This is a genomic window from Enhygromyxa salina, assembly GCF_000737335.2.
In the GTDB taxonomy this organism is placed as follows: domain Bacteria; phylum Myxococcota_A; class Polyangia; order Nannocystales; family Nannocystaceae; genus Plesiocystis; species Plesiocystis salina_C.
The window spans coordinates 48884-70644 of the sequence record NZ_JMCC02000011.1; the positions used below are offsets into that span (position 1 = coordinate 48884).

Annotated in this window: 22 protein-coding genes; 16 read left to right on the top strand and 6 right to left on the bottom strand. The window is 67.2% G+C overall.

Annotated elements, in window-relative coordinates; translation table 11 throughout:
- The first annotated feature begins 31 nt into the window (after positions 1 to 31).
- The 4 genes from DB30_RS06010 to DB30_RS06025 all read left to right on the top strand — a co-directional run bounded on the left by DB30_RS06010 (position 32) and on the right by DB30_RS06025 (position 5104).
- Positions 32 to 2299, top strand: a complete 2268-nt coding sequence (locus tag DB30_RS06010) for an NADP-dependent malic enzyme (protein ID WP_052547012.1) — start codon at positions 32 to 34, stop codon at positions 2297 to 2299.
- Between the two features lie 104 nt (positions 2300 to 2403).
- Positions 2404 to 4011, top strand: a complete 1608-nt coding sequence (locus DB30_RS06015) for a hypothetical protein (RefSeq protein WP_052547013.1) — start codon at positions 2404 to 2406, stop codon at positions 4009 to 4011.
- A 50-nt stretch (positions 4012 to 4061) separates the two neighbouring features.
- Positions 4062 to 4664, top strand: coding sequence for a hypothetical protein (locus tag DB30_RS06020; protein WP_146658121.1), 603 nt, complete (start codon positions 4062 to 4064; stop codon positions 4662 to 4664).
- An 8-nt stretch (positions 4665 to 4672) separates the two neighbouring features.
- Entirely contained in the window at positions 4673 to 5104 is a 432-nt protein-coding gene (locus DB30_RS06025; RefSeq protein ID WP_052547015.1) for an NUDIX domain-containing protein, read from the top strand.
- Between the two features lie 13 nt (positions 5105 to 5117).
- Here DB30_RS06025 and DB30_RS06030 read toward each other — a convergent pair whose 3' ends face one another.
- Both DB30_RS06030 and DB30_RS06035 read right to left on the bottom strand, forming a co-directional pair.
- On the bottom strand, positions 5118 to 5348 hold the full coding sequence (locus DB30_RS06030; protein WP_052547016.1) for a hypothetical protein: 231 nt from the start codon (positions 5346 to 5348) through the stop codon (positions 5118 to 5120).
- A gap of 105 nt (positions 5349 to 5453) precedes the next feature.
- Entirely contained in the window at positions 5454 to 5639 is a 186-nt protein-coding gene (locus tag DB30_RS06035) for a hypothetical protein (RefSeq protein ID WP_146658123.1), read from the bottom strand.
- A 43-nt stretch (positions 5640 to 5682) separates the two neighbouring features.
- Here DB30_RS06035 and DB30_RS06040 point away from each other — a divergent pair, with 43 nt between their 5' ends.
- Positions 5683 to 7236, top strand: coding sequence for a DUF4215 domain-containing protein (locus DB30_RS06040; protein WP_052547017.1), 1554 nt, complete (start codon positions 5683 to 5685; stop codon positions 7234 to 7236).
- Between the two features lie 78 nt (positions 7237 to 7314).
- Here DB30_RS06040 and DB30_RS06045 read toward each other — a convergent pair whose 3' ends face one another.
- Positions 7315 to 8946, bottom strand: a complete 1632-nt coding sequence (locus tag DB30_RS06045) for a potassium channel family protein (RefSeq protein WP_052547018.1) — start codon at positions 8944 to 8946, stop codon at positions 7315 to 7317.
- Positions 8947 to 9304: 358 nt separating this feature from the next.
- On the opposite strand from DB30_RS06045, the gene DB30_RS06050 reads away from it, so the two are divergent.
- Positions 9305 to 9889, top strand: a complete 585-nt coding sequence (locus tag DB30_RS06050) for a hypothetical protein (protein WP_165703643.1) — start codon at positions 9305 to 9307, stop codon at positions 9887 to 9889.
- A gap of 15 nt (positions 9890 to 9904) precedes the next feature.
- Here the strand turns inward: DB30_RS06050 and DB30_RS06055 are convergent, their stop codons facing one another.
- Positions 9905 to 10939, bottom strand: coding sequence for a DUF6263 family protein (locus DB30_RS06055; RefSeq protein ID WP_146658125.1), 1035 nt, complete (start codon positions 10937 to 10939; stop codon positions 9905 to 9907).
- A gap of 91 nt (positions 10940 to 11030) precedes the next feature.
- Here DB30_RS06055 and DB30_RS06060 point away from each other — a divergent pair, with 91 nt between their 5' ends.
- From DB30_RS06060 to DB30_RS06070, 3 genes are all read left to right on the top strand, one after another.
- On the top strand, positions 11031 to 11531 hold the full coding sequence (locus DB30_RS06060) for a hypothetical protein (RefSeq protein ID WP_052547021.1): 501 nt from the start codon (positions 11031 to 11033) through the stop codon (positions 11529 to 11531).
- A 330-nt stretch (positions 11532 to 11861) separates the two neighbouring features.
- Positions 11862 to 12353 (top strand): transcription elongation factor GreB, encoded by a 492-nt coding sequence (gene greB / locus DB30_RS06065; RefSeq protein ID WP_052547022.1) that lies wholly within the window; start codon positions 11862 to 11864, stop codon positions 12351 to 12353.
- Positions 12354 to 12387: 34 nt separating this feature from the next.
- Complete coding sequence (locus DB30_RS06070; RefSeq protein ID WP_052547023.1) at positions 12388 to 12891, top strand: DUF2505 family protein; 504 nt, start codon at positions 12388 to 12390, stop codon at positions 12889 to 12891.
- A 330-nt stretch (positions 12892 to 13221) separates the two neighbouring features.
- On the opposite strand, the gene DB30_RS06075 is transcribed toward DB30_RS06070, so the two are convergent.
- Positions 13222 to 13665, bottom strand: a complete 444-nt coding sequence (locus DB30_RS06075; RefSeq protein ID WP_052547024.1) for a hypothetical protein — start codon at positions 13663 to 13665, stop codon at positions 13222 to 13224.
- Between the two features lie 186 nt (positions 13666 to 13851).
- Here DB30_RS06075 and DB30_RS06080 point away from each other — a divergent pair, with 186 nt between their 5' ends.
- Entirely contained in the window at positions 13852 to 15042 is a 1191-nt protein-coding gene (locus tag DB30_RS06080; RefSeq protein ID WP_052547025.1) for an aminotransferase class V-fold PLP-dependent enzyme, read from the top strand.
- Here DB30_RS06080 and DB30_RS06085 read toward each other — a convergent pair.
- Positions 15023 to 16048: an ATP-grasp domain-containing protein gene (locus tag DB30_RS06085; protein WP_146658128.1), complete on the bottom strand. Its 1026-nt coding sequence runs from the start codon at positions 16046 to 16048 to the stop codon at positions 15023 to 15025. The genes DB30_RS06080 and DB30_RS06085 overlap by 20 nt on opposite strands.
- Positions 16049 to 16078: 30 nt before the next feature.
- On the opposite strand from DB30_RS06085, the gene DB30_RS06090 reads away from it, so the two are divergent.
- From DB30_RS06090 to DB30_RS06115, 6 genes are all read left to right on the top strand, one after another.
- The gene (locus tag DB30_RS06090; protein WP_052547027.1) at positions 16079 to 16576 is read left to right on the top strand and encodes an EXPERA domain-containing protein; all 498 of its coding nucleotides are present in this window, start codon (positions 16079 to 16081) and stop codon (positions 16574 to 16576) included.
- A gap of 8 nt (positions 16577 to 16584) precedes the next feature.
- Positions 16585 to 17523: a hypothetical protein gene (locus tag DB30_RS06095; protein ID WP_052547028.1), complete on the top strand. Its 939-nt coding sequence runs from the start codon at positions 16585 to 16587 to the stop codon at positions 17521 to 17523.
- A 64-nt stretch (positions 17524 to 17587) separates the two neighbouring features.
- On the top strand, positions 17588 to 18277 hold the full coding sequence (locus DB30_RS06100; RefSeq protein WP_052547029.1) for a class I SAM-dependent methyltransferase: 690 nt from the start codon (positions 17588 to 17590) through the stop codon (positions 18275 to 18277).
- Between the two features lie 67 nt (positions 18278 to 18344).
- Positions 18345 to 18821: a zinc-ribbon domain-containing protein gene (locus tag DB30_RS06105; RefSeq protein WP_052547030.1), complete on the top strand. Its 477-nt coding sequence runs from the start codon at positions 18345 to 18347 to the stop codon at positions 18819 to 18821.
- Positions 18822 to 18862: 41 nt separating this feature from the next.
- Complete coding sequence (locus DB30_RS06110; protein ID WP_146658129.1) at positions 18863 to 20509, top strand: hypothetical protein; 1647 nt, start codon at positions 18863 to 18865, stop codon at positions 20507 to 20509.
- Positions 20510 to 20667: 158 nt separating this feature from the next.
- Positions 20668 to 21675, top strand: coding sequence for a hypothetical protein (locus DB30_RS06115; protein WP_146658130.1), 1008 nt, complete (start codon positions 20668 to 20670; stop codon positions 21673 to 21675).
- Positions 21676 to 21761 lie beyond the last annotated feature (86 nt).

Consider the following 21761-nt stretch of genomic DNA (forward strand, 5'->3'; position numbering starts at 1 on the left):
GCAGTCACCGGCCTGATAGACTGCGCCGCAGATGGCCAAGCTCACGCGCAAGGAAGCCCTCGACTACCACACCCAAGGACGGCCCGGAAAGATCGCCGTCGTCCCCACCAAGCCGCTGACGAGTCAGCGCGACCTGTCGCTCGCTTACTCGCCCGGCGTCGCCGAGCCCTGCCTCGAGATCGCGAAGGATCCGAGCAAGGTCAATCTCTACACCGCGCGCGCGAACTTGGTCGCGGTGATCACCGACGGCACCGCGGTGCTCGGGCTTGGCGACATCGGCCCGCTCGCGTCAAAGCCGGTGATGGAGGGCAAGGGTGTGCTGTTCAAGAAGTTCGCCGACATCGACGTGTTCGATCTCGAGATCGACGCGAAGAAAGACCCCGACGCGTTCATCGCCTGCGTGGCCGCGCTCGAGCCAACCTTTGGCGGGATCAACCTCGAGGACATCGGCGCGCCCGAGTGCTTCTACATCGAGCAAGAGCTCAAGAAGCGCATGAAGATCCCGGTGTTCCACGATGATCAGCACGGCACCGCGATCATCTCGGGGGCGGCCCTGCTCAACGCCGCGGAGCTGACCGGGCGCAAGCTCGAGGACATCAAGATCGTCGTCAGCGGGGCCGGGGCCTCGGCGGTGTCCTGCTCTCGCTTCTACGTCTCGCTTGGGGTCAACCCCAAGAACCTGATGATGTGCGACAGCAAGGGCGTCATCCACACCGGCCGCGACAACCTCGACGCGACCAAGCAAGAGTTCGCCCGCGAGACCGACAAGCGGACCCTGGCTGAGGCCCTCGACGGCGCCGACATGTTGCTTGGGCTGTCGGTTGGCGGGCTCGTCAAGCCCGAGATGCTGGCCGGCATGAACAAGGATCCGATCGTGTTCGCGCTGGCCAACCCCGAGCCCGAGATCCCCTACGAGGAAGCCCGCAAGGCCCGGCCCGACGCGATCGTGGCCACCGGGCGCAGCGACCACGACAACCAGGTCAACAACGTGCTCGGGTTCCCGGGCATCTTCCGCGGGGCGCTCGATGTCCACGCGACCTCGATCACCGAAGAGATGAAGCTGGCGGCCGCCCACGCGCTGGCCGACCTCGCCCGCAAGGACGTGCCCGAGATCGTCAGCCGGGCCTACAACGAAGACTTCAGCTTTGGCCGCAACTACATCATTCCCAAGCCCTTTGATCCGCGGGTGATCCAGTGGGTCGCGCCCGCCGTGGCCAAGGCCGCGGTCGAGTGTGGGGTGGCCCAGATCCCGTTTGACGAGCCGGCCTACCGCGAGCGCATGCGGACCCTGCTTGGTGGCAGCACCGCCGTCATGCGTCGGTTCACCCGCCGCGCGCAGAAGCAGCCCAAGACGCTGGTGTTCCCCGAGGGTGAGGATCCACGGATCCTCGAGGCTTGCCGGATCATGATCGACGAGCGCATGGGTCGGCCGATCTTGCTCGGCGACGTGGACAAGATCCGCGAGCTCATGTCCAAGCAAGACATCGACCTCGAGGACGGCGCGTACGAGATCATCAACCCGCAGACGGATCCGCGCCTGCAAGACTACGCCACGCAATTCTACGAGCGGCGCCAACGCAAGGGCGTGGACCCCCACTTCGCGCTCACGGTCATGCGCCGCAACAATTTCTTTGGGACCATGATGGTCGAGCGCGGCGACGCCGACGGGCTGGTCTCGGGGATCCAGTATTCGTACCCCGAGACGATCCGCCCCGCGCTGCAGATCATCGGGCTCGCGCCGGGCATCCGCCGGGTGGCCGGCATGTACCTGATGCTGCACAAACGCGGGTTGTTGTTCTTCGCCGACACAACCGTCAACTTGGACACCAACGCCGAGCAGCTCGCCGACGTCGCAGAATTGGTCGCCGACTCGGCCAAGAACACCTTTGACGTGACCCCGCGGGTCGCGATGTTGAGCTACTCGAACTTTGGCTCGGCCAAGGGTGACACCAGCGACAAGGTCGCCCTCGCGACCAAGATCCTGACCAGCCGGCGGCCGGATCTGAAGGTCGAGGGTGACCTGCAGGCCAACGTCGCGCTGGACTACAACCTGCAAAAACACAGCTACCCGTTCACGCGCTTGGATGGGCCGGCGAACGTGCTGATCTTCCCGAACCTCGAGGCCGGAAACGTGGCCTACAAGTTGATCCGCGAGCTTGGCGACGTGCCGGCGGTCGGGCCGGTGTTGCTGGGTATGGCCAAGCCAATCTCGGTGCTGGAGCGGGACTGCTCGATCGACGCGATCGTGCACATGGTCGCGCTGACCGTGGTTCAGGCGCAGATGAAGGCTCAGGCCTAGGCCTAGACAGGCACACCCTGCGTCCGCGCCGGGTTTCGTTCGGACCGGATCCGCTGTGACCCCGTTGCAGCGGCGAGGGTGCGAGCGTAGCGTCGTGAGTCGCCATGTTTCACGTCGCACTCGCCCTGCTCTGCCTGCTCGGAACGGCTGGGTGTCTCGGCCTCGCGTATCTGGTCTTTCGCCACCAACACCCTGGGCTGAGATCCTCCGAGCGCCGCACACTCGCTGCGCCCGAGTCGCGATCGCCGTGGGTTGGCGTCGAGGTCGAGCCCACCAGCCATGTCTCGCGCGAAGAGATCTTCGCCGCGGCTCACCAACGCTCACTCGCACAACGACTCTCAACAGCGGGCGCCGCTCCCCGCGAGCACGCGCGCTCACGGCCGGTCGCGTTCGCGGGGGGCGAGTTGCCGGTGCGCGAGACCCTGCTCGCGCGACCCCAGCTTCCAAGCCCCCAGCTTCCAAGCCGGGCGCCCGATCCCGAGCGCCCGGCCGAGGCCCCGCTCCCGGCGGCGCCGCAGATCTCCCCGACCACCAGACTGGCGATCGACGGACTGCGGATCCAGCTCGATGTCGCGCAGCGGTTGTTTGCCCGGTGGCTGCGAGAGCGAGACACGCTCACGCTCGAGCACCTCGCCAAGGGTCCAGAGCAGCTGCTGCTCGAGACCCTCGCCGACATGGCGACCACCTGCGACGAAGCCATCGCGGCGGTGCTCGAACCCGCGTTGACTCGAGACGAGCGCGGCGGGCTTTGCCACGAAGTCGCCGCGCTGGCGCTGCTGCAGCGCGACGAGACCCACGCGCTGCGGCTCATCGATCGGGTTCTGGGCGGTCCAGCGGCCGCGCTGGCGCCCCACCAGGCGCTGTCGTTGTGGCGAGGGCGGCAAGTCGACGGCTGGTTGTGCGAGCGCGCGCGCGCGGACGCAGACAATCGAGGGTACTGGCTCACGCTGCTCGACAGCCGGCGCCTCGATCCCGGGTCCGAATTGCTGCGCGAGCTGTTGGCCGAAGATGATCCCAAGCTGCTCGTGCGTGGACTCGAGCTCGCCAGGTACCACGGCGACCCCGAGCTGCGCCGAAGCGCCGCCGCCCCGCACCTCGTCGACACGCGCGACCGCCCGCGCCACCTGGCCGCCGTCGAGCTGGCGCTGTTCGATCGTGAGTCGAGCGCCTGGGGCCGATGCCGCCAGCTCGCCAACGCGCACGGGTGCCCTCGGGCGACCGAGCTCGTCGCCAGCCTTGGAAGCGCGAGCGACCTCGCAGCGCTGATGCAGCGGCCCACCAACGCCGAAGGTGAGGGTCTGTGGCGGCTGTGCCGTTCGGGACGCAAAGCCGCCGCTGCGCTCGCCGCCCGGCGTCTGCAAGACACGCGCGGTGACAAGCTGGCCGCGAGCGCGCTGAGCTATGTGATCGGCCGGCCCCCGAACGGGGCGAAGACTGCCGAGGCGCTGCTGAACCACTGGGTGCGCCTCGCCCCGACCCTCTCGGGTGATCGTCGCTACCTCCACGGAGAGCTGTTCGGGGGCACAAACGGTCTGCGCTCGTGCTTGTCCAGTCTTCATGACCGTCACCATCAGGCGCTGGGCGAGGAGCTGTTTTATCGGTCGAAGGGCATGATCCGTTGGCCAGGCCGTGGCTTCGCCCGTGACACGCTCGCGGACATCCGCGCCGTTGGGACGCCGAACATCGACTTCGAGACGAGCTTTGAGCAGTAGTGCATCGAGTCCCCGCGTCGGCGCGCTCGCCGGCCTGGTAGACTACCGTCATGGCATGGCGACGTTGGCGGTGCTCGTGTTTCCCGATCGTGGCCTTGGTGCTCGCTGGCTGCTTGCTCGACAACCCGGCCTTTGACGAATCGCGGCTGAGCGCTGGCGATGGCAACGACGACGGGCAAGCAACGAGTGAGACCCGTGGCGGGGACCTGGACGCGGGCGACGGCGACGGCGACTCCGGCGACGGCGACTCGAGCACGGACAACGGCGACGGCGACTCCGGCCCGGGCGACGGCGACGGCGACGGCACCACCGAGACCGACACCGGCTCGTCCGAGACCGGCAACGACATGCCGTGCATGGGACTCGGCCCCGCGAAGTGCGAGACAACCGACGGCTGCCTGGGGGTGTACTACGAGCCGATGGAGCCGCTCCTCAATGACCCAAGCGACGGGTACTGCGTCGAGGATCCGGTCTACGACGGCTGCATACCCGAGCCCGCGTGCGACCCACCAGCGAGCCCGTATTGGTGCAAGATGGACTTCTACATCCGGGTCGAGCTCAACGGCTGCCTGCCCAGCGTCGTCGACCAGATGGGTCTCGACACTTGCAGCCCGCCGGGTAACAGCGTGTCGGAATGCGCGGGGAATCCCTGAGCCCGCGGATGACCACGCACGCGCACCACGGCGTCGGCCTGATCGTCAGCAACCACGCACGCACTCGCTTCTACGTCCAGCAAAAGGACGCGAGCTACCCCCACTACCCCCTGGCCTACAGCCTGTTCGGCGGCGCGTGTGAGCCCGATGAAGCCCCCGCGCAGGCGCTCGCGCGCGAGCTCGTCGAGGAGCTCGAAGACGCGGCCCACGAGCTACTCGCCGTCGGTCCAAGCTTGGTCGGCGAACACGTCGTCGGTCCAACCGGCTTCGCCTACTCGCTGTTCGAGGTCCAGATCACCAACGCGCAGATCGACCTGCTCGAGCGCGCGCCCGTGTTGGAGGGTGAGCGCGGCGCCGTGGTCAGTCGGGCGCAGCTGCGATCGCTGCCGTACATCTGGGGGCTCGAGGTCGTGATCGCGGCCTACCTCGAGCATCATTAAAGGCGGCCGGCTCTCACTCTTCGCCGTACAGCGTCCAGATCTCGCGACCCGTCTTGAGCACCTTCTTCTCGATCCGCGTCCCGCCTGCGCCCTCTGCTTGCGCGATCGCTTCGAGCTCCGCGAGGTCGGCCGCCGAGCCATCGCAAAATCCCATCGGCCGCGGGTTGTTGGGGAGGTTGAGTTGGACTTTGTACTCACCGCGGTCCCAGCGGGTCTGTGTCTCGTTGGTGTGGGGGTAGATCATGGCTGCCCGCAACCTATACCGCCGCGAGCGAGACGTCTGCGCCACGCGGGACTCGTCGCGTACCTGTGCCCGCGGACCCGTTCAAGCGGCCGCCGTTGCGGGTGATCACGTGCCATCACTCCACGGGCCGCGGTATGCTCCGCGCGCCATGTCTAGCTGGTCGAGCTGGTCGAGCTGGTTGGCGTGTTCATGAATTTCGAGGACGCGATCGGCTTGGACTTCGAGCGTGGCCTCGAGCGCCTGGACGCAGCCGTTGCGAGCTGATCCATCAACCGCGGACGTCCAGAGCAACGATCAGCTTGGAGGCAGACCGCGACTGACATAGAGTGTCGCGGTGAGCAATCTGCGTTGCATCGCGGTGGTTTCTGGGCTGCTGCTGCCGCTGTCTGGCTGTTACACGGGCGTCGACTTCGACGAGCAATTCACAGGCGCCAGCGGCAGTGAGTCCGAAGACGGCCTGAGCACCAGCTGGGATGCCGGCGATGGCGATCCGGGTGACGGCGATCCGGGTGACGGTGATTCGGGTGACGGCGATCCGGGTGACGGTGATCCGGGTGACGGCGACGGCGACGCCTCGTGTGGCGACGGTCAGCTCCAGCCTGGCGAGGAGTGTGACGAGGGCGCCCTCAACGGCGTGGGCGCGTGCACGGAAGCGTGCACCACCAACGTCTGCGGCGACGGCTACGTCGGGCCCGGTGAGGGCTGCGACGACGGCAACGCGATTGACAACGACGACTGCACCAACGAGTGCAAGGTCAGCTCCTGTGGAGATGGCGCGGTCCAGGGCACGGAGCTGTGCGACGACGGCAACGCCGACAACAACGACGCCTGCCTGGACACCTGCACGCCCGCGAGCTGCGGAGATGGCTTCATCCACGAGGGCGCCGAGGAATGTGACGACCAAAACGCCAGCAACGAGGACGCCTGCCTCAACGACTGCAGCGCGGCAACCTGTGGCGACGGGTTCGTTGGGCCTGGCGAAGCCTGCGACGACGGCAACGCCAACAACGGCGACGCGTGCACCAACAGCTGCGCCCTCGCAAGCTGCGGAGACGGGGTCGTCCAGCCCGGCGAAGCCTGCGACGACGGCAACAACAAGAACAACGACGCCTGCCTCAACAGCTGCGTGTTGGCCGAGTGTGGCGATGGGTTCAAGCACCAGGGCGTCGAGCAGTGCGACGACGGCAACAACCAAAACAACGACGCCTGCCTCAACAGCTGCGCCAACAACGTGTGCGGCGACGGCTTCAAGCACCAGGGCGTCGAGCAGTGCGACGACGGTGACAACCAGAACAACGACGCCTGCCTCAACACCTGCGTCAACAATGTGTGCGGCGACGGCTTCAAGAACCAGGGCGTCGAGCAGTGCGACGACGGCAACAACCAAAGCAACGACGGCTGCAGCGGCGTGTGCGTGTCCGAGGTGCCCAACAATAATTACTGCGCTTCGGTCAAGAACTGGGACGCGGCGTGGGCAAACTGGGAGGAGCAGGTCTTGGTTCGGACCAATCAAAAGCGCGCGGCGGGGGCCAACTGCCACAGCCAGGGCGTGTTTGGCCCGGCGCCCGCCCTGGTCATGCACGCGGCGCTGCGCTGCTCGGCCCGCAGGCACTCCAAAGACATGGTCACGCGCGACTTCTTCGCCCACGTGAACCCCGACAACCAGCAACCATGGGATCGCATGTCCTTGGCCGGCTATCCGTGGTCGCTCGCCAGCGAGAACATCGCCGCCGGACAAGCCTCGCCGTTGGCGGTCGTCAACGCGTGGATGGACTCCGATGGCCACTGCGCCAACCTGATGAACCCGGACTTCGAGGAGATCGGCGTCGGCTACTACCCGGGCGGCGACTACGCTCACTACTGGACCCAGAACTTCGGCACCCAGTGAGCGTGCGCGGCTGCGAGCGTGGCCCACAGCCCGGCCCCTCCCCGCAGGGAACTGGCAACGATTGGGTCAACTGAGTCGCTACTCTGGCTTCGCCTTCGGAAACTCGGCGAAGAAGCGATCGTGGGCCTCGCCGGATCCACACAAGAAGATCTTGTCGCCGATCGAGAAGGTCATTCCCACCCCAAACTCGGTCATCGTCTTCTTGTAGCGATCGATCGCAACCACGGTGCACCCGGTGCGCTCCGGGATGCGGGCGTTGCCCAGCGTCAGCCCAACAAAGGGCGTCGCCCTGGCCTCGAACACGCGGATCCGGGGCTCGACCGCGATGAACTTCTCGCCGAACAGCTTGTGCCCCAGCAGCTGCGCGGTGACCTGTGAGATCGACAGCGCGAAGTCAGCCCCGGCCCGGTGGACCCGCGGGATGTTCTCGGCGCGGTCGACCGCGGCGATGATCGGTAGGTCGGGCGCGAGGTCGCGGATGATCGTGACCGCGAACAAGGTGGTGCTGTCGTTGGAGAACGCGAGGATCACCGAGCGCGCGCGCAGCAGGCCGATCTGCTCGAGCACCTGCGGATCCAGAGCGTCGCCACACAGGTCCAGGCGCTCGTGCGGATCCCGGGCCAGGACCATGACGCGCTCGCCCACGCTCTCGAGCATCTCGACCAGCTTCTGGCCGACCTCGCCAAACCCAATGACCAGCAGCGGCCCGCTGCGCTCGAGCGGCGTGGCCAGCTCACCGAGCTTCGCCAGCGCCTCTTCGTTGCCAAGCGCGACCACGATCGCCCCAGGCTCTAGCCTGGTGTCGGGGCTGGGCTGGCCGTGGAAGTCGCCGCCGTACCACTGGCCAACGATCGTCGCGCCGGTCAGACGGCGCAGGCCGATCTCGGCCAGGGTCTTGCCCGCGACCTCCGAGCTGGCCGGGATCCGAAGCTCGGCGATCTCGACGTCGTCACCTAGCAGTTGGACGCCAGTGACCCGCGGAGCGATGCGCTCGCTCGCCTTGGCGGCCAGGCCGGCGGCCAGCGAGTGCATCGGGCTGTAGACTGCGTCGGCGCCGGACAAGATGATCGGCCGACGGTGCTTGGGCGTGTCGACGAGCGCGAAGATCTGGCCCTCGAATCCGCGCTGGCGCGCCATCGCGATCACCGTTGCGTTGTCGTGATCCTCGCCGTTGGCGATGATCGCCCGACAGCGCTCGACCCCTGCCAGATCCAGCTGCCCCTCTTCGAGGCTCGCGTAGACGACCCGGTGGCCCTTCTCCCGCAGCCACCGCGCGCGCGTCTCGTTCTCCTCGAGGATCACCGCCGCGATGCTCTGGCTGCCCATGTCAACGACCAAGCTCGAGACCGCCGGGCCCCAGCGATAGATGAGCACGAAATTCTCGAGCACCGGCAGCGCCGAGGGCAAGCGCGCCTCGAACCGGCTCTCAAACCATGGGATCAGCACCAGCGGGACGATCGACAGGGTGACCATGAGCCCAAAGAACTGGACCGACGCCACGAACACGACCATCAGCGGGCTATCCCAGTGCGAGTCGTTGCCGTAGCCGGTCGTCGTCAGGGTCTCGGACGCCCACTCCAAGCTGCTCCAAAAGTCGCGCTCTTGCCCCTCGAGGTGGCGCATGCCCAGCATGTAGCCGCTCGCCGCGATGAGCAGCGTGATGACCAGAAACCCGAACAGCAAGAACAGGCGATTGAACGGACGGCGCATTCCAAGAGAGCTCCCGGCATTATCGCATCGCGTGACGCGCCAACCGAACGGCACATTTGGCCAGTGAGATGCATCCCGGCAACCAGGCCACGTTCGCAGTTGTGGGAAGGGTGACGCCGTATCAGGCCGTCAGCGCGAGGACCCCGTCACTCGCTCGGACCTGGGCGCACGACAACTGGTCGAGCCACGGTTACCGGGATGCGTGACGTTTGGTTATCACGCCGGCAACCGAAGCTCCAGACGACTGGCCACGCCAGAGCCCACGTGTTCGGCGCCGATCCAATAGGTGGTGATGAAAGTGCGGGCCGGAGCACACGTTGCTCGCCAGATGTCGACGTCATCGAGTGTGCTGTTGAGCTTGTCACTGCTTGCCGTGCCATTGCAGACCGCGAGTCCGCCCGAGCATGACCGCTGTGAGGCCCAACCGGAGCGCTGCGACAGCGAAGCAGACAAGCCCATCGAGATCGTCGTTCGAACCAAGAAGCGGCCCGATTGGTTGTTTCCGGGGCTCGACCACCCTCGCGTCCAGGCCTACTTCCACAGCGGCAGCAGCGTGGGCGGCTCGCTGTTCGACGACTCCGAGGCCGAGCACCGCCGACCGCTGGTGCGGGCGGGATCGATCTCCGTGCGCGGCGCCGACAGCCGAGCCGAGCGAAAAGCAGCGCGCCGATTTGCCCGAGAGTTGGTCGCTGACGTCCGCCCCGCGCTCGAGGCCTGCTACGCCGACGTGCTCGCGCGCAGCCCGACCGACGCGACCCGACTGACCTTTCACGTCGAGCTGTCGGGCGACAAGCGCGGGGCGGTGCAGGTCAGCGCGGGCACCCTGGGCGACGTGTTCGGCAACGCGTGCGTGCACGGCGTGCTGGAGTTCGCCGACGTCGACGCCCCCAAGCTCGAGGCCGGCGTCGACATCCCGGTGTGGTTTTGGATGCAGACGATGTGATGGCGATCGGCCGGCTCAGTCGAGCCGCTCGAGCTTCAGCTCGATGTCGATCTTGGTGGTGAGCTGCTGCGTGCGCCCGCCGATCGACGCCTCGATCGTGAACTCGGTCATGGTCTTGGTGTGCACGAACATCGGCATCAGCTTGGCGAGCTCGTAGACGACGCGCCCGCCTCCGCGCGAGTCGAACTGAAGTAGCGAGACCTCCCCATCGGGCTTGTCGGGAGGCGTGAACTTGTCGGTCAGCGGCCGCTGGCTGGATTGCATCTCGAGGGTCAGCGCGTCGCCCTCGCGCGCGACCAGCTCGAACTGCGAGGTCTGCTCGAGCTCGATGCCGTTGTTGGCGAGCGCCCGGGTCTCTCGCCAGCTGGCCCCGATCCCCACGCCCGGCTCGGGGAACTGGACCAGCACCTGCTCGAAGGTCTGGCGCATGGTCTCGAAGGTCTGGGCCAGCTGCAGGTTCGCGCCCTCCGGGATCGCCAGCGCGCCCTCGATCACCGCGCCCCGATCATCGAACACCAAGCGCTGCTCGAACCCGCGGATCTGCTCGATCGACGCCTGCATCATCGCCGCCATCTGGCTGTTCGCGCCCGCGCCGTCGACCGCGAACCGCTCGGACACGATCTTCGCTTCGATCCTGCCCTCGCCTACCGAGATCGTCTGGGCAGAATTGATCTGGCGCAGCGGCGGCAGGTTCTGAACGATCGGCGCAATCCCGGGCCCGGTGATCTGCATGCGCAAGCCCATCGTGAGCGCGATGTTCTCGACCTGTCCCGCCGCGGGCACCAGGCGAAGACGCTGGACAGGCTCGCTGCCAACCGCGAGCAGCTCGTAGCCGCTGGCGGCCGCCTCGAGCGAGACGCTGGGCAGCGTGGGTGTGTACGCGTCGTCAGATTGCTTGGCTGGGCTCGCCTCGTCCTGCGCCTCGCGCAAGTTTGCAGGATCGGGCTGATCCGACTTGGCCTCGCCCGCAGGTGGGTCACCAGGATCCTTGGCGCAGCCCCCCTCAGCGAGACACACGAACAACACCACAGGTAGGAACCAGGCCCGCACGGGCGGCACCTTAGCAGTGTTGAATTTCATTTTCAGCCCTACCAACCATGGAGTTCTTGCAAGCAGAGCAAGGAGGGTGATAACGGAGTCCATGAACAGCCTCCTGAATCGCTCTGGCGTCCGCGCAGCCGCGCTCGGTTTCGTTCTCGTGCTTGGTTCGAGCGCGCTCGCTTGCGACAGCGGCGACGACATGGGCGACGGTGAAGCCACCGGCGACACGACCGACAACGGCGATGGCGACGGCGATGGCGACGGCGACGCGGGGCTCTCCCACGCTGCCGACATCCAACCCATCTGGGACGACAACTGCGTGACCGGGTGTCACATGCCTGGTGGCGTCTACGCGGCCCTCGACCTCAGCGTCGACGCGACCGACAACCTGATCGGCAGCGCGACCACGCAGGCGGCCGGAAAGACCTTCGTGGAAGCCGGCAACTCGGCGAACAGCTACGTCATCGCGAAGCTGCGCGGGACCCAGATGGAGTTCGGTGGCCAGGGCGCCTCGATGCCTGCCGGCAGCGGCGCTGCCCCGCTCCCGGAAGACACGATCGCGCTGATCGAGCAGTGGATCGACGAAGGCGCGCTGCCCTAGTTGGATGGGTCAGGAGTTCCTCCTGACCCAGCCAACTAGGGACTCTATTTCTGGTTGAGGGGCTTCACAGCCCCTCCCCCATGCCGGCGGAGCCGTCATGGGGCCCCCACCCCTGCGGTCGGGCCGAGCCCTCCGGGTCCGCGGGAGTTGCTTGCGGAACTTCCGTGTCCGTGCCCTCGTTACTCGATCTCGATGAGGCTTCACAGCCCCTCCCCCATGCCGGCGGAGCCGTCATGGGGCCCCCACCCCGGCGGTCGGGCCGAGCCCTCCGGGTCCGCGGGAGTTGCTTGTGGAACTTCCGTGCCCGCGCCATCCAAGACAACCACTGACATGGCTGACCTCGACAAGAAGATCACGCCAGCGGGCTATGCTGCGCTGCGGGCCGAGCTCGACCATCTGTGGAAGGTCGAGCGGCCGCAGGTCACCCGCGAAGTCACCGCTGCGGCCGAGCAGGGCGATCGATCCGAGAACGCCGAGTACCAGTACGGTAAGCGGCGCCTGCGGGAGATTGACCGCCGCGTCCGCTGGCTCAACAAGCGGCTCGCCGCGCTCGAGATCGTTCGCGCTTCGCCGACTGACGGCAAGGTCTACTTCGGCGCCCACGTGAGCGTCGAGGACGAAGACGGCGAGCAAAACACCTGGCAGCTGGTCGGCAGTGACGAGTGGGACGTCAAGCTCGGCAAGATCAGCGTGTCGTCCCCGATCGGCCTGGCGCTGCTGGGCAAGCGCGTTGACGACGAGGTCGTCGTCCGTCGGCCCAAGGGCGACCTCGAGCTGACGATCATCGGGATCCGCTACGACACCTACGAAGACCCAGACTGAGTCTCGACCAAAATTTCGAGTATTAACTCGCCTCATGCGGCGCTGCGACATCTCCCTCGAGCTCGACTGCCCCCCCGACCGCTTCTGGCGGCTCTACTTCGACGAAGACTTCACGCGCGAGACCTTCGAGCGCGGCCTGGGTTGGTCCGCCCCGAAGTACACGGAGTTTCGCAGCGACGAGCACGAGATCATCCGTCACCTCTCGGCCCAGCCCAAGCTGGACATCTCAGGCAAAGCCGCCAAGCTCATCGGTGAGCAGCTTGGCTATCAAGAAAAAGGTCGCTTCGATCGAAAGACCCAGCGCTTCGAGTTCAGCAATCGCACCAATATCTTTGGCGAGCGCATGAAGCTCAGCGCAAAAATGTGGGCCGAACCAATCGGCGAATCCCGCATGCGCTGGCGAACCGAGATGACAATCGACTGCTCGATCTTCGGCGTCGGCGGCCTGCTCGAACGAACCGCCGAGCAGAACATCGAAAAGACCTATCCAACCTGCGCCAAATACTGGAACCGCTACTTCGCCGACCACCCCGAATAGCCCAAACAAAAAACACACGAAGGTGCGAAGCCATGTGTGGGTGCCCGAAGGTGCGAAGCCGCCCAAACAGATGGAGCGCCATCTGGTGGCCGTAGGCACCAGCGCCATCCGGTGGCCGTAGGTACCCAGACAAGAGCCCCTCCTAGATCCTAGACCAGCGGCCCAAAGGTGCGAAGCCGCCCACACAGATGGAGCGCCATCCGGTGGCCGTAGGTACCCAGACGAGAGCCCCCTTCTAGGGGGCCAATCATACCCCTGCGAACAAACGCCCCATTGGGAGCGAGCGCAGCGAGTGACCGCGAAGTGCGAAACCGCCTGTGGGGGTAATAACTACCCCGTAGTGCCGCCGCTGCCGCCGTCCATGTCGATCATGCAGTCCGAAGCATCGTAGGTGCAGGTCACCGGGTCGCAGGCCAACATCCCCGACGCGTAGCCAAGCGACTCGCAGGTCTGCCCCTTGAGGTCATCCGTGTCGCACTGCTCGCCGGGATCGACCGCCCCATCACCACACACGGATCCACCCGTGGTCGGATCCGGATCGCCATCACCATCGCCATCGCCATCACCGGTACCACCGGGGTCGCCATCGCCATCGCCGGTCGTCTCGCCCGGACCGCCGGTCTCTGGCAGGTCGGCCGGCACACCGGTGTCTGTCGCCGTGCCCGAGCTGTCGGTCGGCGAACCCGCAGAGTCGAACTCACCGGGGATGTCATCGCCACAACCAGCGACGAGGAGGAGCGCGGGGACGAGCGAAAGGATCAAGCGGCTGCGCATTTCAGACAATTCGCACGTCACTGCGGCGAAGGCAAACCGTTTGCCCAATCTTCCCCACTGCCCCCACGACCGGGAGCTAGACACAGTTCAGAGCCCGTTTCGCTTCGTGAGCAAGCGCCGCGGACTACCCGCGACACCCACGGGCAAGCCGCTGGGCCGCGGGCGAGGGCAGTTATGCTCGCTCTCATGCGCGATCTCGCCAGTCCATTTGGTCGCGGCGCACGGGTCCATTGGGGGCTCGACGAGCGCCTGACCTTCCTCAACCACGGGTCCTTCGGTGCCGTGCCGCTCGAGCTGCTCGAGCGATCGGCGGAGCTGCGCAGGGAGATCGAGCGCAACCCGATCGACGGGGTGTGGCGTGGAGCGATGCCCCAGATCCGTCGAGTGGCCGAGCAGTGCGCGGCGTTTGTTGGCGCGCCGCCGCAGTCGACTGGCTTCGTCACCAACGCGACGGCGGGCATCAACGCGGTGCTGGGATCGATCCCGCTGTCACCCGGCGACGAGCTGCTCCATCTCGACCACGGATACAACGCGATCTGGCAGACGCTCAAAGTGATCGCGCGGCGTCGCGGCGTCGTGATCCGACAGGTCGCGCTGCCGCTGCCGGTCAGCGGCGCCGAGCAGGTCGTGGCGATCACGATGGCCGCCGTGACGCCTGCGACCAAGGTCCTCGTGCTCGATCAGATCACCTCACCTTCGGCGTTGCGGTTGCCGGTCGCGGACATTGTGGCGGCCGCGGCCGCGCGCGGGGTCGAGGTCGTGATCGACGGCGCCCACAGCCCCGGCATGCTCGATCAGCCCGCCGCCGAGGCGCCCCAGGCCGCAGCGTGGACCGGCAACCTGCACAAGTGGACCTGCGCCCTGCGAGGCTGCGCGCTGTTGACCGTTCGCCCGGATCTGGCCGCGCAGATCCACGCGCCGATCATCTCGCATCACCTAGACGAGGGCCTGACCGCCGAGCTCGACTGGCAAGGCACGATCGATCCCACGCCATGGTTGCTGGCCGCCGAGGCGATCGCGTTCATGGATCGATTTGGGGGCTGGGACGCCGTGCGACGCCACAACCATGAGCTGGCGACCCACATGCACGCGATGTTGTGTGAGCGCTTGGGGCTCACTCCGCTGTCGCCGCTCGACGGCTCGATGCTGGGCAGCATGGCCACGCTGCGGCTGCCGGACTCGCTGCAACCCCAAGCCGACGACCGCGGCCCCGAACAACTCCAAGCCGCGCTGCTCGAGCGATTTGCGATCGAGATCCCCGTGATGGAATTCGCCGGCGTCCGCTACACGCGGATCAGCTGCCACGTCTACAACGAGGCCGCCGACTACGAGCACCTGGCCACCGCGCTCGAGCAGCTCAGCCAAGCGCGAGCGTGACGATCTTGCGCTCGGTGGCCAGCGCTTCGGCGGCGCCGCCGAGCTTGGCGATCTGCCCGACCGCGGGCGAGGCGTTGACCTCGAGCACCGTTGCGACCTCGATCGGCTGCGCGAGCGGATCTGGCTTGGCCATGGGCACGCGCAGATCCACCCCCGCGTGGCGCAGGCCCATGTGCTTGGCGATCTGCAGGGTCAATTGGAGCCAGTGATCCGGCAGGTCGCGGACCAGCTCGCCCACGCAGCAGCGATGCAGGTTGTAGATCGTGGTCCGAAACTCGAGCCGCTGCCCGTCGGGCAGCACCGAGTCCGGCCCGAGCCCAGCCTCGCGCAGGGTCTCGATCCACGGCGCGCTGGCGCGAAGCTTGGCCGCGAAGGTGGGATCGAGCGCGCGCGTGTCCGTGCGCTCGTGCAGCTCGATCATGTTCGAGCGCCCGTCGCCAACGAGCTCGAGCGGGCGCCGGACGTAGGCCAGCAGCAGCTCACCATCGAGGACGTCGATCCGCAGATCAAAGCCCGGCACCGGCAGCTGGACCAGCGCGATCCGATCGATCGTCCACGCCTCGGTGACCGCCGCCGCGAGGCTGGCTTCATCGACCGCGAGGCTGACCCCGCGACCCCGCGACCCACGGTTGGGCTTGACCACCAACGGGTAGCCGGCCCGCTCGGCCATCGCCAACGCCGGGGCCAACCCGCGCTGGCTCGGATAGGGATCGCGCCCCAGCGCATCCAGGATCATCCCCGGCGCGATGCAGCGAGCGCTCTGTGGCACGCGCACGCCAAAGTGCTCGAGCACCATCGCCGTGTGCGACTTGTCCAGCGCCAGGGTCGCCGCCGCGTGATCATTGATGGGGGTGTGGGCCCCGTGCAACACCCGGCGTTGGTCCCCACGCTCGAGCAGCCACAGCCAGCCGGTCTCCGGGTCCAGGCAACGCGCGCGCCAGCCAAGCTCACGGGCGATCTGCAGGCGCAGCTCGATGGTCGGAGATCCAGGAATCCCTTCGGTCACGCGACGACGGTAGATATAGACTGCCACCTCGTGCAAGCGCGGTCTGTCCTCCCCCTGTCCCAGCGCCGGCTCGACCTCGCGCTGGTCGCCTGCTTCTGCGTGTTTGCCTTCACCTCGCTGGTGATGGAGATGTACATCGTGTTTGGCGTGGACCTGCGGGCCGCCACCGATCCCTTTGGCAGCGCGTGGCGGTTCTATGCCCAGTGGGATCCGCTGTTCTTCGACACCCCGCTGTGGCTGCGGATCATGTGCGGGATCGACGGCTTCGTGTTCGGCCCGTTCTACTTGGTGTTGATCTGGGCGTTCGTGCGTGGGCACGCATGGATCCGCATCCCCGCCCTGCTCTACGTCTCGGCGATCGTCTACTCGACGCTGGTCTACTTTGGCTACGAGTTCGTGGCCGAGCGCGAGCGGGCCAACCTGGCGATGGTCGTGCTCGTCAACGTGCCCTACACGATCGTGCCCATCGTGCTGGGCTGGCGGGTGCGCGCGCGCGATCCTTTCGCCGCTCCGGCGGCGCTGGGGTAGCATGGCGCATGTCCGCGTGGCTGGCCTGGTTGTTGTTCGCTGCGGCGACTGGGCAAGACCGACCGGTGCTGACGGTGCACGCGGATCCCTGCCTCGAGCTCGACACCGCGTTGCTGCATGACACCGTGAAGCATCAGCTTGGCGCCGGGCTCGACTACCGCGGGGATGTGGCGGCCCAGGCTGGACACACGCAGATCCTGCTCGACTGCAGCGTTGATCAGCGGGTCGAGATCACGGTGATCGATCCGCTCACGCAGATCAGCACGACCCAGATCGTGGACCTGCCCGCGCCGCCGCGCCGCGGTGAACAGCTGGGTTGGGCCGCGGCCGCGCTGCTGCGATCAACGTGGATGAACCTGGGGGGCGAGCAAGACCGCGCCTCGCGTCGAGCCGCGCGCGTGGCCCAGCGACCGCCTTCACCCTGGCAGCTGGGCGATGGATTTGTGGTCCGCAGCTACTTCGACCGCCGCAGCCCCGCGCTGATGCTGGGCGAGCAGGCCGAGGTCCTTCACCGACCGCGCCGACACTTCGCCTGGAAGGCCGATGGCGAGCTCAGCTACTGGCGGGTCCCCGTCGCGGTCGGCGAGGAGGCGGGCCTCGTCAACACCTTCACGGTCAGCGTGGCGCCCTCGTTGCTCGCCTGGGGCGAGTTTCCAGGCCGCGGCCCTCGCGGCGCGGGCACGGTTGCGATCTACGGGGGCGCCGGGTTTCGGGTTGGCGGCGTACGGATGCGGAGCACCAGCTTTGGCGACTCTGCCGGATTTCAAGCCTACGCCGGGCCGCTGTCGACCGCGCAGCTGAGCGTGAGCATGGGTCGCTTCGTGCGGCTGGCGGTCAACGCCGAGCTTGGGTGGATCCTGCATGGGCCCGTGCAGCCGCAGGGGGTCCCGCTGAGCTTGGTCGGGCCGTGGGCCAATGGGGTGTTCGTGATCGTGAGCTCGTTTTGATCACCGCCTGGAACCGGCGGCGCGCGGCAGGTAGCGTCAACGTCGTGCCCGCCTCACGCCCCCCGTGCTCGAGTCCCTCGTCGAGCGGCTCGAGCTCTATATGACCGACGACCGGCGCGACTACCTTGGCCCCTACCAGCGAGCCGTCATCAGCCACGGTCCGGGGTTTCCTGCGTTGTTGTTTGGCTCGCGCGAGCATCAGCAGCGTCGCTTCGCCGTGCTCGGCGGCGCGATCTCGCTGGCCGGTCGACGGATCGCAGATCTTGGCTGCGGGCACGGTGATCTGCTGACCTGGTTGGATGAGCGCGACATCGAGTACGCGGATTACCTGGGGCTCGAGGCGGTCCCGGAGTTCGCAGAGATCGCCCGCAAGCGCATGACGGAGCGCGCGCAGCCCCGGGCCACGTTCGTGCTCGCCGACTTCGTGGCCGCGCCCGATCGGGTCGACGCGCTGGTGCGCGATCACAACGCGAACACAATCGTCCTCAGCGGCTCGCTCAACACCCTGGACGAAGCCGCGGCGCTGGCCGTGCTCGAGCGCGCGTGGGCGGCCCTCGACGCCCAGCCCGGTGGCGTGCTCGGCTTCAACTTCTTGTCGGGCGGCGGCGACTGGGAGCGGCCCAGCACTCGGCTGCCGCGCCGCGACACCCAGGGGTGGATCGCGTGGGCGCTGGCGCGGACGGCCCGGGTGATCTTTTGTCAGCACTATCTTGGGGCCCACGACGCCACGATCGTGATGTACCGACCTGACTGATCGGCCTGACTGATTGGCCCGACTGATCGGCCCGACTGATCCGCGCGACTTCAGGTACACTCCCGCCATGCTGATCAGCTGCCCCGAGTGCGAGCGGAAGGTCTCGGATCGGGCCAAGGCGTGCCCCGACTGCGGCTTCCCGGTCGCCGAGCATGTCGCCGAGCAGGCCGCGGCGGCGGAGCGAGCTGCCCGGCTCGCGTCGCGCGAGCGCGTGGGTGAGATCGACTGCCCCAGCTGCGACGCCCGCGGGTTCGCCTACTTCGAGGCCAAGAACGACGAGGGCGAGACCCGCCAGATGTTCGGCTGGTGCGAGGCCTGCAAACACAGCGGCCGCGTGCATCAGTGCAAGGACGTGGCGGGCTACTACGCGGTCAGCCACCCGGCGCTGGATCCCTTCTTGCGCGGCGAGCTCGACGCGCCAGCCGAGGGCGTCGTGTTTGTCGGCACGCAGCTGGTCGCGGAGCATCGCTACGAGCAGGCCGGCGAGACCTGGACGGGCGCCGACCCGGGCGATCCACCCCCGGAGAAGTCCCCGGGTTCGTGAGCGGTCGCCGACATGGGACAGACTTGCTAAACCACCGCGTGGTGACTCCGCGCAGCATCGTCGCGTTCGCTGGCTTGGCGCTCGCGCTTGGTTGCACACCAAAGACCACCAACAACACCGGACAGGTCCCCAGCGAGTTCGCCGACGCCACGCTGAAGGTCACGATCGAGCCCGCGCCCGCGCACCTGCAGGGCCGCGTCGCCCTGCCAACCGGCGCGCGGCTCTACGCCCGGCCAACCTACACCAGCCCAAGCTGGACGCTGACCTTGCCGGACCCGCCCTTGAGCGGACTGAGCTCCAACGGACCCGCGCGTGCGCGCGCGTTTCGGGTAGTTGGCGTGGTCCGAACCGGCGACGCCTCGCTTGGGGGCTCGCTCGACAGCCCGGCAGAGTTTCTGGCGATCACCAACGATCTCGACGGCGAGGCCGAGCAGCCCGCCCGCGGCTGTGGTCCGCGCTTCGTCGACCTCTCGCACTTGCGCACGCTGCTCTACGTGCCCGCCGTGCACCTCGCCGAGGTCACCACCCGCAGCCTGGAGTTCGCGCCCTTCTCTGCGGCGGGCGACGTGGAGCAGGTCAGCGTTGGCGCGGGCGTGCGCGTGGGGCCAGCGTCGTCCACCCACGGGTTGCCGGTCGCGCCCCCCAACACGCGCTGGCGGTGGATCGACGCCGACGGCATTCGCGTGCTGGCCCCGATCCCCGACGACGCCATTGGGTTTGCCTGGGACCCCACCGACACGCCCAAGTTCGACAGCGCCGGCGAGCCGCTGCTGCGCGACGCCGAGGGCTCGACCCTGTGGCTGGACGACGACGGCGGCGCGCGGCTCGAGCTCACGATCCGCAACGAGTGCGGCGAGCATCGGCGTATTGTCGACGAGCCGGTCGAGCGCGAGAACCTGCGCGCCCTCGCGCTCGAGGTGTTCTACGATCAGTCGCCCCCGCCCGAGCCAGCGCCGATCGTGCCGCCGGACGCCGACTATTTGATCGTTGCAAACACGCCCCTGCGCTGGACCGACGGCGAGCTCGCGGGTGAGGTGCTGCGCGACTGGGCCGTGACCGTTGGCGTTGGCCAGACCTGGGACAATCGTCGCTGCTTTCCCTTGGTGCTCAGCGGCGAGCTGCGGCCCCTCGACGAGCCGGCCCTGGCGTGCGTCAAGCCAGAGGCGTTGGAGCCGCTTGCGAACGCGGTTGAGGCTGGCGGGTTTGGGGCCAGCGATGAGATGGAGCTTGGCGGCAGCGTGCAGCTGGGTCCGCCCGAGGTGATTGTGGGGACGTGGGAAGAACGGCTGCTGCGGCCGGTGCTCAATAGTCACCACGCCAGCGTGGGTGAGTGTCTGCGGCCGTTGCTGTTGGGGATTGAGGAGCTGGAGGGGGCGCGGTGGGTGATTGCGATGACCGTGGCAGAGAGTGGGCGGGTGGAGCAGGTTGATGTGACCGCGCTGGGGGAGAGCCATGGGGCTGTGGAGGATTGTTTGCGGGTCGAGGCGTATACCTGGGCGATGCCGCAGGGGGGTGGGCAATTGTTGGTGCCGGTTACGGTTGGGGTTTGGGGTGACGCGGGTTCAGATGTTGGCGGAGAGGCCGAGGCCGAGCCTGAGGTTGAGGCCAAGGCCGCTAAGCCCGAGGGGGAGCGCGAGCGGGGGAAGGTGATCATCATTCGTGATGAGGATGAAGCGGACGCGGAGTGAGCTCGAGCGTCAGCGTCATCCGCCGGAACCCAGAAGGCGACAATCCGAAGTTCCGCCGCTGAGTCCAGGTTGTTCGGTGGCAAGCCCCCGAACCACTTTCAAGCCGCGCAACAGCCGTGTAGAGTCAGGTTGTGTCCCGCCGCCGACCTCGACGCGAGATGCTCCAGTTGCCATCCTCTGCCGCCGTTGAACGATGGCTCTGCATCGGAGGCGCCATCGAGGATGGGACCCAGCTCCCGCCCGCCCAAGCGCTGGCAATCCTCCGCCGGTCCACGGGCGGCATCACCTTCAGTCTACGCAGCATCTACAGCTTCATCTGTCGCGCCGGTCTCGGAAGTGCCGTGCCCCGAACGACCCGCGAGCAGTGGAGTCAGATCGAATCAGAAGTTCGCTTCGGTCGCGTGATCGTGGCCGAGCGCCCTCGAGCAATCTCGCGGTACTCACACGACCACCCAGTCGACGACTCCGACGAACTGGCCCCGCCAGATCTGGTGCCCGAGCCGATCGACGACCGCGAGCTCGCGCTGCTCATCTCGCGTTGCGACCCGGTGCTGGCACATGACCCGCTGAAGTTCACCTACCTACTGCGTGGTCTCGGGGGACGGCCAGTGTCGCTGAAGATCGTTGCCGAAAGCTTCCCGGGGCGCGTCGTCCACGAGCGCCCCCTGACTGCGGCCGAAACCCAAAATGGTCCGCACAACGCCGAGTGGGACGGCGTCGTAACTCAGGCGGGTGCGCACCAGGGCGAGCGTCTATCTCCGCGCTACGGCCCGGCCAAGGTCGAGCTCGTCCATGACGAGACCTATCGAGACCAAGCGCCCTTCACGTTGGCCCGTATCGTTCACGTCGTCGAGACGGAAGACCTCGTGTTCGCAACGGGCCGGGCGCTGCTCAAATGTATGCCGAATATGGCATCACCTCAAACAAGGCACCAAAGATTGACGATCACCTGGGGCAGCTGCGAGCCGAACTCAACGCGATCAAGGCAGAATACAGCCTTTGCACACACCCCGACTTGGTCAAGGACCTGCTCGATCTACTTCCGCCCGACACCATCCCGGGGGCACCATGACAAACCACCGCCTACCTGTCTGTCTCTTTACTGCCGCGTTGCTGGGCTGCCGAACACCCGCCCCCGCAGGCACGGACCAGCCCGGCGCCCCTGAGCTGCCGGATCCGCGCTCTCCCGAGGCCGTAGAACCTCCTCGGCCCGGGCCGCTAGACTTCGCACAGGTTCAAGAGCTGATTGAGT